The sequence below is a fragment of the Moorena bouillonii PNG genome, from assembly GCF_001942495.1.
GTDB classification, from domain to species: Bacteria; Cyanobacteriota; Cyanobacteriia; order Cyanobacteriales; family Coleofasciculaceae; genus Moorena; species Moorena bouillonii.
The window spans coordinates 5276313-5293893 of record NZ_MKZS01000001.1 but is presented as its reverse complement, the minus strand read 5'-3'; the positions used below and the strand labels follow the sequence as shown (position 1 = coordinate 5293893).

Below are 17581 nucleotides of genomic sequence, written 5' to 3'. Positions count from 1 at the left end.
TTTTCCTTAAAAGAGTATGATAACCAAATGGATAAAGAATCTCGAAGTCGCTTCGACGAAGTTTATAGTGAAATTGAGAAATGCTACAAATCAAAAGCCAAGGGTTGTATGTATACAGCAATCAGCAAGCTGTCTCCAGACAACTACCAAGAAATCTGTGGTTATTTCAATATAAGTAAGGATTCGACTATCAACGAAGACTTGCAGTTTTTTAAAAACTATTACCTTGACGATGATGACAATCAGTGGAGTAAGACTATGAAGACATTATTAGAAGTATTAGGGAAATTAGAAGCATTAGAGAATCGGTTTGCGAAAGAGGATCTGTTTACGAAGTTTTTACGAGTTACTCCTGAGCCTTGGTTGAAAGTAACCTTTATACTTTTCATCTCTCTTATAGTTATTGGCTCCTACGTTTTTCTGAAATCAGTGATTGTTAAAAAAACAAAAAAAGAACTAGATTCACCTCCAAAACCATCGCCACCTCCACTACAATACTCTATTTTGTGCTTAGTTGTTCCTTCTCGTCAATTAAGTGGCTTGAATCAAGATTATCCGATTCCCTCAAATCTTGTTAAAGAACTTATATCCTCTGCTTCTTATTTTTTATGTGATGGTTCAGACCAAGCTATTGACCAAACAGTAAACCTCAATCTCAGTCTGGATAGTATTAATTATTCGAGTGATGAAGATGCCTATATCCAGCTGATAATTCCTGGAGGTGAGAAGATAATTGGTCAAAAAACCAAGTTCGAGCTTAGAAAGAATTTACCTGATGGTGAGGCTAAAATCGATAAAATTGCACGTCTTATTAATCTAGATGGTTTAGAAAATTTCATCTGCGCTTAAGGAATTAAAATGGATTGGAAAAATGGATTGGAAAACTGCTTCATCCTATTATGAAACTCGTTTGGGTGACGCCTTAACTGTGCTGCGCCACGCCGTTGATTTAGCCAAGCTTCCTCAAGCAGGAGTTCCTGCTCACCTCAAAGAGGTTCTTTTAGAAGAAGAAAAACCCGCTCGTCGTCAGCTTGAACGCTTGAAGAAGCGAGAATTTCGGATTGCTGTTGTGGGCTTGGAAAAGGCGGGAAAAAGTACCTTTGTTAATGCCTGGTTAGATTGTGATTTACTGCCAGCAAAAGCTGGACGTTGTACTTTTACAACTACACAAATTTATTCCGTTGAACAAGATTCTCAGCAAAGGCTAGAAGTTGAGCCTAAAACTGAAGAAGAATTTACCCGTCTGTTGGATGAACTGGAGTCAGAGTCTAAGAGTAATTCTAAGCATAGAGATGGAGCAAAACAAGATTTAGAGACAATCCGAAACTATCAAGACACCTTAAGACAAGTTCGTAGCGAAGGTCGGAAAACTATCCCATTTACTCGCCTTGAAGACATTAACAAAGACCTTAACAAGTATGTTGCTGATGAGCAATACGCCCATGCAGTATTAGAAGCTAGACTGTATACCAATAAACTAGCCCAAGCTGAAGGTATTGTTTTCTATGATGTGCCTGGATTAGACTCAGGTTTAGCCAAGCATATAGAGGAATCTAGAGAAATGCTCTCAGATTGTGATGCTGTGATTGTGGTGCAGCAATTTTCTAGTATTCGGGGTGCAGAACTTCAAATTGTTGAGTTTACTGAGCAGGGTGACAAGAATGTGACAGTTGCAGATAAACTTTTCGTTTTCTTGAGTCGGATTGATCAGTTTGCTAGTCCAGCAGCTCTTCAAGACCATCTGGATGTAGCATCAAACGATTGGGATCGACGCGCACAATTACCTCCTGAGCGAATTGTCCACGGTTCAGCGGGAGCTTATTTAGTCTTAAATGGTTTGGCTAATCAACAAACCGTGGAATCAGTTGGCAGTCCTGAAGAAATTTTAAATAAGCTTAACTCTCTGACAGGTATCGAAGACGAGGAAGCCTTAAGACACGAAGCGACTGGTATCCAGGAAATCAAGGCTCGCATTACTGACTATATTAATAATGAACGGGTTACTGTTTTAGAAAAACGTTGTGACGCTTTAATCACCAACATACTAACAACATCAAAAGAAATTTTTGAAATCGTTAGTAAGCGATATTCAGAGAATCCAGCGGAAGCCAAGCGATTACAAGAAAATCAACGTCGGATTGAGTTTTCCCAGTGGTGGGAAGAAAAGTGGAGAAAGATTAAAGCAGACCTCAGCGACTATTATAATGATAATATTCGCAAGTCTACGGCAGCAGGGGAAGAATCTCTCACTTCAGATATTGTCGAAAAATTTAGGTCTCGATACCTCCAGGATATTGATAATAAAATTGAAGAAATCAGAACCAAGAATGAGCAAACAAAACAGCGAATATTTAAAGAAACTGATATTGGTGTATTTGATGCTAAAGTAACTGACTATGACTGGCGGAAAGAACTTTCTGGTACCATTAGCAGCCTGTTAGTAGATATTGCTCATCACCTTGCCCTAGAAATCAAGGAAGAAGCATTAAAGTTAGTTGACTATCTGACTACGTTACTATGGAAAACTAAGGAATTAGAGCAGCGATTGATTGGTAATCCAGAGCAGTTTGTGGAAGTTTTAAATCGAAGTTTGACGGCGTTATTTCTTCGCTTTGCCCGTCCGGTTGCTGACTCCTTAATTCCTGGACCTTTAGGTAGTGAAACTCGTCAGCGTATTGTGAAAAGACTGGGAGCGGATATCGAACTAGTCGATAATTACTACAGTGGGGAAGAAAAGGCTTTCAGTGTCCTAAAACGATATGTAAATCGTGGGTCAAAGTTGCTCTATGATCCCAAGCTTCGCCATGAGCTATTAGGTATTCGTGAAGTCTCTGGGGATGCCCCACCAAAACCTACCAATTCAGCGGAGGAGGTGATCTTGGAACTTGAAACTGATCTCAAAGCCTTTGAAACCTATTTGCGTTCGGCTATTTTTGAAGCCGCAGGGTTTGAACAATTTTGCCTACAAGAACTGGATGAATTGCGCGATCGCTTTATTCGATATGAAGCTGTGTGGCGAGGAGTAGCCCAGAATGAATGGTTAGAAGAAAATCCCTTACTCATGGCTGAAATGCCCGATCATTTAAAGGCTCATGAAGTGAATTTAGAAGTTAGCGATCGCTTACGCCAGTTATCTACTGCTTTAGCAAAGGGAGTAGGGAGTAGGGAGTAGGGAGTAGGGAATTTGTAGGGTGGGCAAAAAGCGATGCAGCGCGGTCTTGGGGAGGCAGTGCGGTCTTGGGGGTCTCCCCCATGAGCAACTGCCGTGGTTTCCCCCATGAGCGACTGCATCAAGACACAGTTTGGTTCTTTTGATAATTCTAGATTAGATTACTTTGCCTACCCTACTGCTTAAATGTCAACTATGTCGGGGAAATTATTATCCAGGACTCACCTCTCCCCTCCAACCTGCGCAATGTAGGTAATAGAAGTAAATTTGAGTTACTATCCAAAAAATACTATGGTCAGAGGTAATTCATATTGCTAGCAGCATTACTCTACGGTCAAGAAAATTTGCGCTTGGAAGAAGTCCCTTTCCCCACAGCTGCCGCTGGTGAGATTGTGATTAAAGTTGGGACGGCAACAACCTGTGGTACGGATCTCAAAATATGGCTTCGTGGTGGTCATCCGAAAATGCCACAACCTCCCATATTGCAGGGTCACGAAGCTGTCGGTGAAATTGTCTCCCTAGGAGAGGGAGTTACAGGCTGGAAAATTGGCGATCGCGTAGTGGCCAACAACTCTGCCCCCTGTATGAACTGTTTTTTCTGCCACCGCCGGGAGTATTCCCTGTGTCCCAATTTAGTCTTCAACTATGGTGCTTTCGCTGAATACCTTAAAATACCATCACCAATTGTAAAACACAACCTCTTAGCTGTACCTGATGATTTAGATAATGCTCTCGCATCCATGACAGAACCCCTTGCTTGTGTGTTGCATGGGGTAGCATGTTCTAATATTCAACCTGCTGACCGGGTAGTAGTTATAGGAGATGGTGCAATTGGTTTGATGTTCACAGCAGTAATAGCTCAGCAATCAGCAGCAGAGGTGTTTCTCTTTGGGGGTCATGATCAACGGCTGCAAATTGGGGAAAAATTAGGAGCATCTCGAACTTTTAACTATCATAATTTAAGTGATGTACCAGCATCGGTGCGAGACTTAACTGATGGTTGGGGGGCAGATATAGTAATTGAAGCAACTGGTATACCTACTGTTTGGGAAACTGCGATCGCTTGTGGACGTCCTGGTGCCACTATTAACTTATTTGGCGGCTGTCCTCGGGATACCACAATTACCGTCAGTACCGAACAACTACATTACAATTCCCTGACCCTCAAAGGGGTCTTTCACAACACACCAACCTTTGTGCGAGAGGCTCTATCTCTGTTAGCGAGTCGAGTTATACCTTTTGAACTACTTATAAGTTACTATCGTCCCCTAAAAGATTTAGAGCAGGTGTTTGAAAACATGAAGAATCGTCAGGCCATCAAAGTCGCAATTGAACCAGGGTAGTAAAAGATTAACAATAGACAACAAAGAGGTGTAACTATGAGCATTTAATCTCATCAAACCTTTTCATATCTCTACAAAGATGTTAGTATAGATTTGTAGAGGTTAAGCCGTTATGAAAAAATATGTCACCCCAAAAGAGGCAGCCGAATATTACGGTGTCTCCATTACAACACTCAGGAGATGGGATAAAGACGGAAGACTTGACAGCATCAGGACTCAAGGGAATCAAAGAAGGTTTTGTGTTGAAGGACAAGACCCGCAGAGTAAGCCCATTGTCGCTTATGCAAGAGTCTCTACACACTCCCAACGAGACGACCTTGATAGACAAGCTGAATTTTTACGGTCAAAATACCCAAACGCTGAAGTTATTTCAGAAGTTGGATCGGGACTCAATTTTAAACGGCGAAAGTTTCTCAAAATATTGGAACGAATATACAGCTCTGATATCTCGGCATTTGTCATTGCATACCCAGATAGAGCAGTCCGATTTGGATTTCCGTTACTTGAATGGTTGTGCCAAAAAAGTGGAGTTAAACTCTTGGTTCTCCATGAACGTAAATTATCCCCAGAGCAAGAACTCGTCGAAGATATCTTGTCCATCCTCCACTGTTTCTCTGCTAGGCTTTACGGACTCCGAAAATACCAAAAACAAGTCACGAAAGCGGTACAAGAAAAAACCTCGGAATCAGACGGTGAAGTTGACACCCAACAGTGTCTCAAAGATCAGGGTGTTTCCGTCTAAAGAACTTCATAAAGTTTGGAAAACTTGGCTCAACGCTTATCGGTGGGTTTATAACTGGTCAATAGCTACTATCAAGAATGGCTATCAAGGTAGTGCTTACGATTTACAGAAATTAGCAAGAAGTGCGGATAGACCAGAGTGGGTAAAGACATTACCAGGCCACCAACTACAAGAAGCCGTGGCAGATGGGATCGATGCAGTTAAGCAGGCGAAAGCTAACGGAGGTTTTGCTAAGTTTAAGTCCTGTCGTCAGACTTCGCAGGTGATCAAGTTCAAAGCAGGAAACTTCAAGAAGGGTTTCTGGTACCCAACAAAAGTAAAAGGATTGTCTTTCCGCTCACCTCAAGACTTCCCTAGCGAATGTATCTACGGAACTCAATTAGTGTGGATCAAAGGAAAATGGTACGGGATTTTTCCTGAGTACATTGAGCCCACTCCTACTGAAGAGGAACGAGTAATAGCCTTAGACCCAGGTGTTAGGACATTCCTTACTGGTTTTGATGGCAGAAATTATATCGAAATAGGTAAGAGCGATATTGGTAGAATCCAAAGACTTTGTCAACAATTAGATCGGTTGATGAGTCGTATTGACTTAAGCTCTGCCAAACGTCAGAGACGAGGAATGAGGAAAGCCGCTCATCGTTTACGCCAAAAGATTCAAGACTTGATCAAGGACACCCACAACAAGTCGGCCTCCTTTCTCGTTAGTAACTACAAGCTGATCTTTTTACCAAGGTTTGAGACATCTTTGATGGTGGTAAAGTCAGCTAGGAAGTTGAACAAGAAGACAGCTCGCAATCTGCTCACCTGGAGTCATTACAAATTTCGTCAACATTTGATACAAATGGCAGATCGGCATGATGTAAGGGTGGTATTAGTTAATGAATCTTACACGAGCAAGACTTGTCCGGAGTGCGGTCATATTCACGAAAAATTAGGCGGTAATAGAAAATTCCAATGCCCAAAATGTGGTTTCTCATTACCACGGGATTGGAATGGCGCACGGAACATAATGATTCGTGCTTTGTCGGCAACAACCACCAGGTTTTCACCTGGTGCTATACAGGTCATTCCTGCTGATAAGTAGGTTTGCACAGGTTAAATGTTGCACAAGCCAAGTATTTTTTACTGTTTCCTTTTTGCTTTCTTCTCTTTACCTCCACTGCCAAAGCCTTACCGGGTGAGAATACTGAGACAGTTGCTGCCTGGATCAATGCTCATCCTACCCTAAGACTACTGCTACGGCTTGAACTTTCGGGCGCGACCCGCCCGCTTCACTAACCAGTGGGGCAGAGTAAATTAGTTAGCTGAACAAAGACCGTTGCTAGCAGTATAACCTGACGGACAACTTGAGGCGATTGTCCCAGCTACGTAAGGCTTTTGACCCCTATAATTTCCTCCTTGAGCATAGTTGCAAACTACTATAGCTACATTGTTCCAGTTAAGACCCACTAAGCTAGGACATTTTGTTCTGCCGCATCCAAGGTATTCAGTGTTAGCCCAGACCACTTGAGTGTAATGACCTGTGACTCCGCTACTGCTATTAGTAGCATAGTCATAATCTTTCACTTCACTATACCAGGAATCAACTGGAGCAGTCGTTTGATGATTCTGGTTGGTTGTGAGGTACAAGTTTTCCCCCACGTAAGAAAACTCACCTCCTACCTGTTGTGTACGGTTCCTGTTATGTCCCCAAGTACATTTATCAGCATAGTTTTGCGCTACTCCAGCCAATGTATTATTCCATTTGAGCTCTCTCATATTTGATGCTGTGGGTTGAACCTGTCTCCGGTACTGATTATGTGCATCTAATAGTTCTTGTTGTTCAGAGCTAGATAGAGAGGCATAGGCAGGATCGGAAGGTATTGATACAAAGGCAGCAGTGGTGATCAATACACCGACAAGGATGATCGCGAGTTTTCTGAGCATAGTCATCATTATTAATTATCTTTTGAATTAAGAATGTAGAATGCAGAATGCAGAATGTAGAAGTCTCAATTCTTAATTCTTAATTCTTAATTCTTAATTCTTAATTCTGACAAACAAGCGGCTAACTTTCAACAGGATATTAATCGTACCAAACCGATTCAACCTTATCAATTACCTCTTGTACGGAATTCCCATCACTTAAAACAACTGTGACATGACCTAACTTACGTCCTGGGCGGGATTGAGTCTTACCATACCAATGGACAAACGCCCCTGGTAAACTGGCTAAGGTCTGCCGTTTCTGTTGGTAATCATCCAGGGAAGACTCATAACCCAAAAGATTCACCATTACTGCACTGGCACAATGCATCTGTGGGCTACCTAAGGGTAAACCTACCACGGCTCGCAGTTGCTGCTCAAATTGAGAAGTTTCGCAAGCATCAATGGTGTAATGGCCGGAATTATGGGTACGAGGGGACACTTCATTAACCAAAACTTTGTTATTGCTAGTGAGGAATAACTCAATCCCAAAGACTCCCACTACGTCTAAACTAGTCAGGAGAGTTTTTGCGATCGCATTCACCTCGGCCACCGTATCTGGGCTAATCTGAGCTGGTGCAATCACTCGCCGACAGACCTGTTCTTCCTGCTGAGTTTCCACCACCGGGTAAACCACCACCTGCCCATCTACAGAACGGGCAGCCATTACTGCCAACTCCCGTTCAAAGGGAATAAACTCTTCTAGCACCACAGGCTGATTCCCTAACTGCTTCCAAGTTTCCTGTAAGCTATGACTGTCTTTAATAATAAACGTACCCTTGCCGTCATAACCTTGGCGTCGCGCTTTCAGCACCAGAGGAAACTCTAACTGACTCAGGTTGATTGGGGTCCGAGAAGGGCGTTGCTGATTCTGGGTATGATTTTGCCCCCCTAGCCCCCCAATTTTGGGGGGAACAAAACTCTGAAAGTCCCCCAAAGTTGGGGGATTTAGGGGGCTTGACCAAAACCAAACGATCGCGGATTCATACTTCAATTCAGCAACGCCCCGAGAAGAGGCTAGGGACTTTAATTCCTCCTTACCCACTTCCCCCTCCAGACTGATGAACTCTGGCTGGGGTAAACCAATCCGATCGAAATAGCAGCGTTGGTGATATTTATCCAACAGTGGCGCTAGAGCCTCTAGTCGGGGGTAAAAGCAAATTCCCCGCTTTGCCAGACATTTCAGGGCATCGAGGTTAATAAATTCATTCTCAAAGGTAATCACATCACAGCGAGATGCCATTTGCTCGGTAGCGATCCCATCATCAATAGCAGCAAAGATAGTTTCAGCAGCAACACGGACAGCTGGATCAGTAATATTAGGAGTTTGAACCACTAGCCGAATACCCAAAGACTTGGCAGCCATTGCCATCATCCAGGCCAGTTGTCCTCCACCAATTACACCTACTCGTTTAATCGACATCCCAAAGACTCACAAGCGCAACACCAGTTTTCAGATGCACCTTGCTTAGCAAACAGTTATCAAATTTGGACACCATCCAGCATACCATCGCTCAAGTCAGCCCCATCGATCGTGAATGTTAACCGTTGACCATCAAATAGTCAACATTCAACATTCAACAGTCAACATTCAACATTCAACAGTCAACATTCAACAGTCAACATTCAACAGTCAACATTCAACACCTTACCAACACCCTAAAGACTTACGAGTCATCACACCAGTGGTAGGGTTCACGCCAGTTGCTACATCGCAGAGTTTTAACCGTTGTCTGACCGGTTGGATCAGGGTGCTACTAAAATCAGCACCAGTGATGTTAGCCCCATCAAAACTGGCACGTTGCAGTAAGGAACCAGTAAAGATGGCATCAGTTAAATCTGCACCATTGAAGCTAATGTTGTAGGTGTCGCTGTTGGTAAAGTCTGCTCCATGGAGATTAGCATTATTCAGGGTAGTATGTTGGATAGATGCTTTGATCAATTTGGCATCGGCTAAGTTAGCCTGGTCCAAATTGCAATAGGTAATTTTGACTTCCTGTAAGTCTTGACCGGATAAGTCTGCTCCCACGAGTTGTTTCCCATCGCAGGCTATACTCTTGGCGTGAACAGGTAAGGGATAACAAAAAACAGAGCACGCAAATAAGAATGTAACCAGTAGCCGGAAAAACATAAAGATTTATTGCTGGAATCGTTCAACTCAATCATACTGTGATGCATAATCACTTGAGTTATACCAAAGGTAAGCATATGCGCGCTCGCGCACGCTGCGCGAACAGCGGTCAGCGGTCAGCGGTCAGTGCTCAGTGCTCAGCGGTCAGCGGTCAACTTATTTTATTCAAAAGCTGTCCCATAGCTTGGCCTACCGCCAATGGCACCTCAAGTAGCACCATCTGTAGCACATAAGCTGATGGCTGATACGCGACACGCTGATACGCGACACGCTGATAGCTGATACGCGACACGCTGATAGCTGACGCCTGAATGCTTACAGGCTAATCTCGCCAGAATCGCTAAAATCATAGTGAGCGATATTTTTGTGAGATCGATGCTTAATATATTTTTGACTTGGCTGCTAAGTGCTATCTCACTAATGATTACTGCTTACCTGGTACCAGGAATTACCATTAGTGGTTTTGGTGCAGCTGCTGTAGCGGTAGTAGTCATTGGTTTAGTTAACGCCATCATTAGACCGATTCTAGTGATTCTGACCTTGCCCATCACAATTTTATCCATGGGACTATTTCTGTTGGTGATTAATGCTATCACCCTATCCCTGGCATCCTATTTCACTCCTGCGGCGTTTATGGTAAACGGTTTCTGGCCAGCTTTTTTCGGAGCCATCGTTCTGACTTTGGTGTCTAGTGTTATCAATAGCTTGGCTTCTAATCAAGTTTAAGCTATCAGCTATCAGCATTCAGCTAATGCGCAGCGTGCGCGTAGCGCATTAACTAAATGCTTACCTAATTTAGCTGGCACTACTTTTAATAAACTATACTTCTGAGCTTAAGTTTTCAGCTGCAAGGGCTGACTAGTAAATAGCTGAAAGCTGACTGCTGAAAGTATAGCTTGACTTAAAGTTACTGTACAGTTTTTTTGAACTGCCAAGGCTCAAAGTACAGGAACTATAGATATAGACTAACCCAAGGTGTGTAAATTTCGGGGTGCTTGAAGGGTTAGTCCATTGATTCGTCTATTTAATTAAAAAAAGCTATAGTAAAACCACTATAGTAAAATCACACCATCTTGACTAAAAATAAATAGAACATCTAAAACCATGGCTCTGCTCTGTGCTTCCCATTGATAGTAATCCTTAAGTAATACTTAGGAATCAGAAGCTATAAAGATTAAACTAATCAATAACTAAATCAATTGTAACTATAGCAGCTATCAATTGGTTGAGGGACTTTCGTCTTGGGGAGTAGGGAGTAGAAAGTAGGGAGTAATTGCTATAAAAGTGAAGTAGATTATAAGGATAAGAAACGCTATAATCAATTTTAAAATTCAATAATTTGGTGATTATGATATTAATTTTATTGTTTTAATCATTCATGATTCGTAACGATAATAATTCATAATTTATATTTTTTTGGGAACACAAAATTAGTGATTAATCGATGAAAAGACAAAAGTTCTTGATATTCTGTCTGTGTGCATTCGTCTTGGTACTATCCCCGTTGTACCTCCAAACCATAGCTCTATCTACTCCAAACCGCAATAGTTTGGGTCAACAGTTGGATCAACAGATTGTTTACTCGCCCCAGCTAACCTTAGCCCATAACCAAGTTCAAACTACAGAAATTGCTGAAGGCCCCTCAGAGGCACCCTCAGAGGAGTTATCCGATTCAGATAGTAGTGATTCCAAGTTAAAGCCATTTGATAAGGTGGTAGAAGATGCCGAAGAATTAGCAGGATTACTCACCCTCTACCGTAATAAAGAAAAAGACAAAATTTATTTAGAAATTGAGCCCGATCAACTAAATCAAAATTTCCTATGTGTTGTCACCCTTTCTTCGGGAATTGGGGAGTTGGGGCTCCAAACCGGTTGGCCAGTTAATGATTTTTTGTTCCAATTCCGCCGCCGACAGAAAACCATAGATTTAGTTATACCAAATATCTACTTCCGTACTCAACCCGGTGACCCCCAAGAGCGTTCTGTTAAGCGTTCCTTCAGTGATTCGGTACTATATTCCCTGCCCATTACCAGTATTCATCCAGAACGAAAGACTCTCTTGGTGGATTTAACACCACTCCTCGTCAGCGATGGGTCTTTCTCTGGACTAGCATCGGCTTTTCCTTGGATATTAGGAGGAAGTTATGGAGTAGACCCTCAAAAATCCTATGTCAGTGACGCTCAAGCATTTCCGTTGAATGTAGAGATTGAGTCGGTTTATGGCTTTTCTGGTGGGGGAGATTTATTCTTTCCCTTAAGGAGTCTCCCAGATCAACGGGCATTTAATCTTAGTGTCCGCTATAGCTTTTCTCAACTACCGACTAACAATGGTTACCGTCATCGACTCGCGGATGAACGGGTAGGCTATTTCATCAGTGCTTATCAAAATCTATCCAATCAAAACCGCAAACAGCCCTTTATCCGTTATATCAGGCGCTGGCATTTAGAAAAACAAGACCCTACTGCTACTATATCCCCCCCAAAAGAACCGATTGTATTTTGGATTGAAAATACTGTACCTCTAGAGTACCGAGATGCAATTCGGGAGGGGATTTTAATGTGGAATGAAGCGTTTCGGGAGGCAGGGTTTGACAATGCCATTGAAGTGCGGCAAATGCCAGATGATGCCACCTGGGACCCGGCTGATATTCGCTACAACACCATTCGCTGGTCCAATTCTTTTCCGTCATTCCCAGGAATTATCGCGATGGGCCCATCCCGAGTAAACCCCTTGACTGGGGAAATCTTGGATGCAGACGTGATTATTGATGCTAATGCGGTGCGCTGGATCAAAGCGGAATACCAGGCTATTGGTTCCCAGCCTCAATCCCAGGCATTATCTGGGTTATCCCAATTCCCGTTGAATGGTTCCCTGTGTAGTAATGGCATGAAAGTTCCTTACCTCAAATGGCAGGAAATCCTCAAGAGCAATCCTGGCAAAGCGGCTCAGTTGAGCCTACCAGCTGGGCAATTCCTGAGCGGACTAACCCAAGTCCCAGACCATGAGTTCTGTTTTGCCATGGCATCAGCTCAGCAAGCTAAGTTTGGAGCATTGTCTCTATCGATGGTAAACCACGAGTTGCCCAGTGGTGAGGAAATGAAAACCTTCATCGAGCAGTATTTGCGCTACCTGACGGCTCACGAAGTGGGGCATACTCTGGGATTGCGCCACAATTTCCGGGGCAGCACCATGTTGACTCCGGAGGAATTGAATAATACTGAGATTACCCGCAACCAAGGGCTAGTGGCGTCAGTAATGGATTATGTGCCAGTTAATCTAGCGCCAGAGGGAATAGAACAGGGAGATTATTTCTCCACAGTGGTTGGTCCCTATGATAAGTGGGTGATTAAGTATGGCTACAGTCCTATTGATGCTCTGACTCCTCAACAAGAATTACGCACACTGCGCAAAATTGCGGCTGAAGGGTCCGAAATGGGACTATCCTATGCTACAGATGAGGATACTTTCGATTTTATTGACCCAGAAGCTAAAGTTTGGGACCTTAGTGGCGATCCATTGCGCTACTCTCAGTGGCAAATGGAGAATGCTAAGGGAATTTGGAAACGCTTGAACACCACTTACCTGCTTCCTGAAGAAAGTGCTGGGGATTTACGCGATCGCTTTGATACGGTCTTCTCCTATTTCTTTGAAAACGCTATGTCCCTTACTGGTTATATTGGGGGACAAACCTTTAATCGAAACTACACTGGTGGCAAGACTGGCACACTTCCCTTTGAACCCATCCCTGTGGAAAAACAGCGTCAGGCTCTAGCCATGCTCGGGGAGTATATGTTTGCTGAAGATACCTTTAACTTCTCACCCCAACTCCTCAACCAGTTAGCCCCATCTCGCTGGACTCACTGGGGTACTTTTCCCACTATTTTCCCCCTAGATTATCCCATTCATGACCGAGTGATGTTAGTTCAAACTATGGTGCTCGGGGATTTATTCTCATCAGAACGGTTGGCTCGTTTGCGGGATGCTCAACTCAAAACTAGTTCCGGGGAAGCCTTGACCATGGCAGAAGTGTTTGACACTGTTCAAGATAGCATCTGGAAACTAGATACTAAAGCTAAGATTGAGCCAATCTCTAGCTTGCGTCGGGGATTGCAACGGCAGTATATGAGTCTTTTAGTGAACATGGCACTGCGCAATTCCAATAGTCTAGAAACTGCCCGCACCTTCCCTGAATTTATTATTGCTATCCAAACCTTTAATACTCCCGAGGATGCTCGGGTGTTAGCCCGGTATAAACTCCGTCAATTGCGGGATGCGATCGCAAAGACCTTGAACAAACAAGGGAAAAACCTTGATACTGCTAGCTTAGCCCACTTAGAAGGCGCACGCGATCGCATTACTAAAGTCTTGGATGCACCGTTGCAATCGGAATGAATCATGACTTGAGCCGTAAGCTATCAGCTTTCAGCTATCAGCTTTCAGCTATCAGCTTTCAGCTATCAGCTATCAGCTTTCAGCCAAAGGCCAACCGCTGAGGGCTGAGGGCTGAGGGCTGAGGGCTGACCACTGACCGCTGACCACTGACCGCTGTTCGCGCAGGGTGCGCGTAGCGCATATGCTTACCTTAAGCCACTCCCCTGAATTGAATTCGGGGGATTCAGGTCTTCCCGACTCCCGATTCCCGATTCCCGACTCCCGACTCCCGATTCCCGACTCCCGACTCCCGACCCAAATGTAAAAAATCTACCCCTGTGAGGCACCAAACTCCCAGCCATTAATCCATCTGTTACATCCGTTACCGATCCGTTGCCCATGTTGCCTGATCTGAGATACCCTATGCCTTGGTTAAATTTAAAACAATCATGGTCACTAAGCTCCTTAGCATTCTCCAGAAAGCCCTATCACTCACAGGATTAGTACTACTCCTGTCCTTCTCAACCTGGTCACTGCCAGCCACAGCAGCCTCCAAAATTAGTCCTCAACTAGAACAACAAATACTCGAAGTCATCCGCAACCACCCAGAAGTAATCCTAGAATCGGTCCAGAGATACCAGCAGCAACTGGAACGGGAAAGCCAGCAGCAACAGCAAGCAATCTTGCAGGGCTTCAAAACCAATCCCCAAGCCTTCATTGGTTCCTCCCCCACCACTAGCGCCATTGAAGATAAAATTGTGCTAGTAGAATTCTCAGACTTTCAGTGTCCCTTCTGTGCCAGAGCTCACGACACCGTCAAGGAGTTTATAGCAAACCATGGTGATGAAGTCACCTTAGTGTACAAACACTTCCCCCTGACCCGCATTCATTCCCAAGCCCTGCCAGCTGCTCAAGCCGCTTGGGCCGCCACTCAACAAGGCAAATTCTGGCAGTACCATGATGCTCTATTCGCTAATCAAAAGCAATTAGGAGAAGAGTTATATCTTGCCATTGCCCAAGACCTAGATTTAGACCTAGAGCAGTTTAACCGAGACCGGAACGCAGCTGATCGTGCCATTGCAGAAGACATGCAGCTAGCACAACTATTGGGACTAAGTGGCACACCATTCTTTGTTATGAATGGTGAATCCTTCTCTGGTGCGGTGCCCCTAGAACAGATAGAAGCGATATTGGCACGAGTGCGCAACTCTTGAAGTTAGGGAATAGAAGTAAATAAAGTAGGGTGGGCAAACTAATCTAATCTCGAATACTCACAATAACCAAATTGTTTTTGCCCACCCTACTCCCTACTCCCTACTCCCTATTCCCTATTCCCTGTTCCCTGTTCCCTTTACTAAAAACAGTTGCTATTTCCTCCGCTGTTCTTTTTTCTCGCCACAGCCACTGGTTATCCTGACCATGCTCCCGAATATAAGAGATAGCTTCATCCAGTAATGATGGAATTTCATCAAAAGTTTTAAAGGTTGAACCTACAGAAACTGGCCAATTAACTTGATGCCGGAGTACCGGATAATCAGAAGTAATCACATAGCAACCACAGCAAGCGGCATCACTCAATACACCACTGGTACGATAATAATAGCGATGTTTTTCGTAATGGGCGACTAAAATATCTACCTCATTTAACAAATCAAGATATTGTTTTTCAGTGGTTGTATCATACATCGTTACGCCCAAGTTATCTAAATCCTTAGGCTTCTGCCAAAATGGAACCCCAAGCACTAGCTCACATTTTTGGTCAGATTTAGTATAGTCTTTCAAGATGTCAATTATCTTAGCGATTGGCTTATCCTTACGAATCATGCCAACCACACCGATTTTAATTTTATTATCGGTAGGCAGCCTTTCTCCTGGCTTTAAATTCGGGTAAGCATCGCTCCGGATTGGCATCGGTATTTTAACTTTCGCAGACGCTGGTAATCTAAACCGTTTGGGTAAAACATCATCATCAATTTCAAATAAAACTGCCTTAAGGTTAAAATACTTGAGGAAAAACTTTAGATACAGTAAACCAAAAAACTTTAAGTTACTGTGCATGGCTAATTGTTGATTCCAGTGAAGACAAATCCAAACAGGTTTGCGATGCCATGCCAGTAAAGGGAGAAGGAAATAGATATTTTGGAGATCAATTTCAAAGATAAAAAGTCCATCATAGTCTTTACATTCTTTACTCGTAAAAGACCTGATCGCCATAGCAATATGACGATATTACCGACGTAAGTGTAAGCCTATCCTATAGGTAAACAGGTTAGTAAAATTTTTGATGGAATCAGGTATCGGAATTTCAATAGATAAAAAATCGAGCTTAATTTCCTGAGAGTAAAAATTAATCAAAAGTAGGTCTTGGAGACCATTGTGCATTATTTTCATAGCAGCTTATCTTGGTAAGATTTAAGGTGAATTCGTAGTGGCGTGGCAAGCTTAATTTGATGCATTAGAATCTGAGTGATCTAACTCCTCAAAAACAGGATAGAGATGTTTCAATTTCACTCGAGCATCTTCAGTGGTAAAGTGCCAGATCACTTGGCTGGCTGTGCGATTACGCTCATTTGCCCACGCCTCTAATTCAGATGTCAGTTTCTCAGGAGTGGCAATACGTCGTCTCAAACATTGCTGTGTCAAAACACTTAGTTCAATTTCTGCGACATTGAGCCAACTCCCGTTGCGAGGAGTATGATAAATTTCTAGTCTTCTTGCCAAGGAATGAGCTTCATCAGCAGGAAAAGTTTTGTACAATGAAGCAATCTCATGAATGTTGAGATTATCACATAGTAATTTGATTTTGTCGGCTTGAGGATAGTCCACTTCCAGTAATTGACGAATTTCTTCTGCCCAATCACTACTAGTACGATGGTCACGATTAGTTACTCTTCGCCAACCACGAATTGGGTCAAAAAACATAAACAGAGCTTGAGTTCCTTCACGAGTGTAATGATAATCTTCCTTGGCATCATGACCAGGTTGCATCTCGATCGGTTCTAAGACATGTCCAGTTAGTTGTATAGCTGCTTCATCCATACAAATAAGTGGTTCAGAAGCGCTATATTGACTACTGTAAAGATCTAGAACTACTTCCATTTGAGCGACAAAACGTGCTAAATCTCGTTCCGGGATACAGAAGCGTTGTTTTTTCCAAGGACGTAGTTGGTTTTTTTTAAATGGCAGCGTACTGTCTCACGAGAAATTTCTGTGACAATCCCTCGTTTTTTTAATTCGTTGGTTAATAATCTTAAACTCCAGTGTGCTCTTCCAGATGGTGGCTGTGAACAACATAGAGCAATTAGTTGTGCTTCTTGTTTTCCATCAAGTAATGGTGGATTTGGTGGGACGATGCGAGGGCGACGATTGAGAGCTGGTTCAACTCCATCTTTGAGAAATCGTTTCCGAATACGCCCAACTGTATTGCGATGTAGGTTTAAGGCTGCACCAATTTCTTCATCTGTCCATTTTTGAGCGCGATCCCCAGCTTCATCGCACATCAACAATACTTGAGCATGCAAGATTTTTTTAGCTGGAGCATAGCCATTGCGACTAATTGATTCGAGTTTTTGTCTTTGTTCCTGACTCAGACGAACTTTATCCCGACGACCTCTTCCCATAAAAGGCAAATCCTTTTACTATCTATTGCACTATTTTAACCTGGCCACGCCAGTAGGGTGCGTTAGGGACGGGCGATCCCTTATTTTTTCGGTAGCCAGTGTTATCACATTCCGTCCTGTAACGCACCACCGCGTCAAAAAGCTTTTAGTCAAAAAGAACAGTAGTGGCGTGGCACAGCTAATATGAAATCCGGCTAAATAGTTACTGTTAAGCCTTGGCATCCTGCCACCAGTGA

17 protein-coding genes are annotated in these 17581 nt (G+C 43.3%); 10 read left to right on the top strand and 7 right to left on the bottom strand.

The window, feature by feature from the left end; all coding sequences use genetic code 11:
• Positions 1-27 precede the first annotated feature (27 nt).
• Together BJP37_RS21540 and BJP37_RS21535 are read left to right on the top strand one after the other, a co-directional pair.
• A complete protein-coding gene (locus tag BJP37_RS21540) occupies positions 28-849 on the top strand; it encodes a hypothetical protein (protein WP_075901840.1) in 822 nt (273 codons plus the stop codon).
• 22 nt (positions 850-871) lie between these two features.
• On the top strand, positions 872-3172 hold the full coding sequence (locus tag BJP37_RS21535) for a dynamin family protein (protein WP_075901838.1): 2301 nt from the start codon (positions 872-874) through the stop codon (positions 3170-3172).
• Here BJP37_RS21535 and BJP37_RS37115 read toward each other — a convergent pair.
• Positions 3091-3291, bottom strand: a complete 201-nt coding sequence (locus BJP37_RS37115; protein WP_143727729.1) for a hypothetical protein — start codon at positions 3289-3291, stop codon at positions 3091-3093. The genes BJP37_RS21535 and BJP37_RS37115 overlap by 82 nt on opposite strands.
• Positions 3292-3480: 189 nt before the next feature.
• On the opposite strand from BJP37_RS37115, the gene BJP37_RS21530 reads away from it, so the two are divergent.
• The 3 genes from BJP37_RS21530 (at position 3481) to BJP37_RS21520 (ending at position 6341) form a co-directional block, all read left to right on the top strand.
• Positions 3481-4512 (top strand): zinc-dependent alcohol dehydrogenase, encoded by a 1032-nt coding sequence (locus BJP37_RS21530; protein WP_075901836.1) that lies wholly within the window; start codon positions 3481-3483, stop codon positions 4510-4512.
• A 112-nt stretch (positions 4513-4624) separates the two neighbouring features.
• Positions 4625-5254 (top strand): IS607 family transposase, encoded by a 630-nt coding sequence (locus BJP37_RS21525; protein ID WP_075901834.1) that lies wholly within the window; start codon positions 4625-4627, stop codon positions 5252-5254.
• Entirely contained in the window at positions 5241-6341 is a 1101-nt protein-coding gene (locus BJP37_RS21520; protein WP_075901832.1) for an RNA-guided endonuclease InsQ/TnpB family protein, read from the top strand. The genes BJP37_RS21525 and BJP37_RS21520 overlap by 14 nt, the downstream gene beginning before the upstream one ends.
• Positions 6342-6553: 212 nt before the next feature.
• Here the strand turns inward: BJP37_RS21520 and BJP37_RS21515 are convergent, their stop codons facing one another.
• From BJP37_RS21515 to BJP37_RS21500, 3 genes are all read right to left on the bottom strand, one after another.
• On the bottom strand, positions 6554-7183 hold the full coding sequence (locus BJP37_RS21515; protein WP_158069703.1) for a CAP domain-containing protein: 630 nt from the start codon (positions 7181-7183) through the stop codon (positions 6554-6556).
• A gap of 139 nt (positions 7184-7322) precedes the next feature.
• Positions 7323-8645, bottom strand: a complete 1323-nt coding sequence (locus BJP37_RS42775; protein WP_229415401.1) for a 5-(carboxyamino)imidazole ribonucleotide synthase — start codon at positions 8643-8645, stop codon at positions 7323-7325.
• A 225-nt stretch (positions 8646-8870) separates the two neighbouring features.
• Positions 8871-9251 (bottom strand): pentapeptide repeat-containing protein, encoded by a 381-nt coding sequence (locus tag BJP37_RS21500; RefSeq protein ID WP_158069702.1) that lies wholly within the window; start codon positions 9249-9251, stop codon positions 8871-8873.
• Positions 9252-9430: 179 nt separating this feature from the next.
• Between BJP37_RS21500 and BJP37_RS39730 the strand changes: the two genes are divergently transcribed.
• The 5 genes from BJP37_RS39730 (at position 9431) to BJP37_RS21485 (ending at position 14939) form a co-directional block, all read left to right on the top strand.
• Positions 9431-9586 (top strand): hypothetical protein, encoded by a 156-nt coding sequence (locus tag BJP37_RS39730; RefSeq protein WP_158069701.1) that lies wholly within the window; start codon positions 9431-9433, stop codon positions 9584-9586.
• A gap of 142 nt (positions 9587-9728) precedes the next feature.
• Entirely contained in the window at positions 9729-10079 is a 351-nt protein-coding gene (locus BJP37_RS21495) for a phage holin family protein (RefSeq protein ID WP_075901826.1), read from the top strand.
• A gap of 718 nt (positions 10080-10797) precedes the next feature.
• Entirely contained in the window at positions 10798-13746 is a 2949-nt protein-coding gene (locus BJP37_RS21490) for a zinc-dependent metalloprotease (RefSeq protein WP_229415400.1), read from the top strand.
• A 181-nt stretch (positions 13747-13927) separates the two neighbouring features.
• A complete protein-coding gene (locus tag BJP37_RS43780; RefSeq protein WP_269087041.1) occupies positions 13928-14050 on the top strand; it encodes a hypothetical protein in 123 nt (40 codons plus the stop codon).
• Positions 14051-14174: 124 nt separating this feature from the next.
• Positions 14175-14939, top strand: coding sequence for a DsbA family protein (locus BJP37_RS21485; RefSeq protein ID WP_075901822.1), 765 nt, complete (start codon positions 14175-14177; stop codon positions 14937-14939).
• Positions 14940-15039: 100 nt separating this feature from the next.
• Here BJP37_RS21485 and BJP37_RS21480 read toward each other — a convergent pair whose 3' ends face one another.
• From BJP37_RS21480 to BJP37_RS41980, 3 genes are all read right to left on the bottom strand, one after another.
• Positions 15040-15939 (bottom strand): glycosyltransferase family protein, encoded by a 900-nt coding sequence (locus BJP37_RS21480; RefSeq protein WP_081431277.1) that lies wholly within the window; start codon positions 15937-15939, stop codon positions 15040-15042.
• Positions 15940-16167: 228 nt separating this feature from the next.
• Positions 16168-17345 (bottom strand): IS630 family transposase gene (locus BJP37_RS34770; protein ID WP_143727726.1). Its coding sequence is split into 2 segments (ribosomal slippage): positions 16168-16913 and positions 16913-17345, totalling 1179 coding nucleotides; the frame shifts between segments, so codons are not numbered across the junction.
• A 30-nt stretch (positions 17346-17375) separates the two neighbouring features.
• Positions 17376-17581 (bottom strand): hypothetical protein (locus tag BJP37_RS41980; protein ID WP_214607768.1); only part of this gene is annotated, 206 nt, incomplete at its 5' end.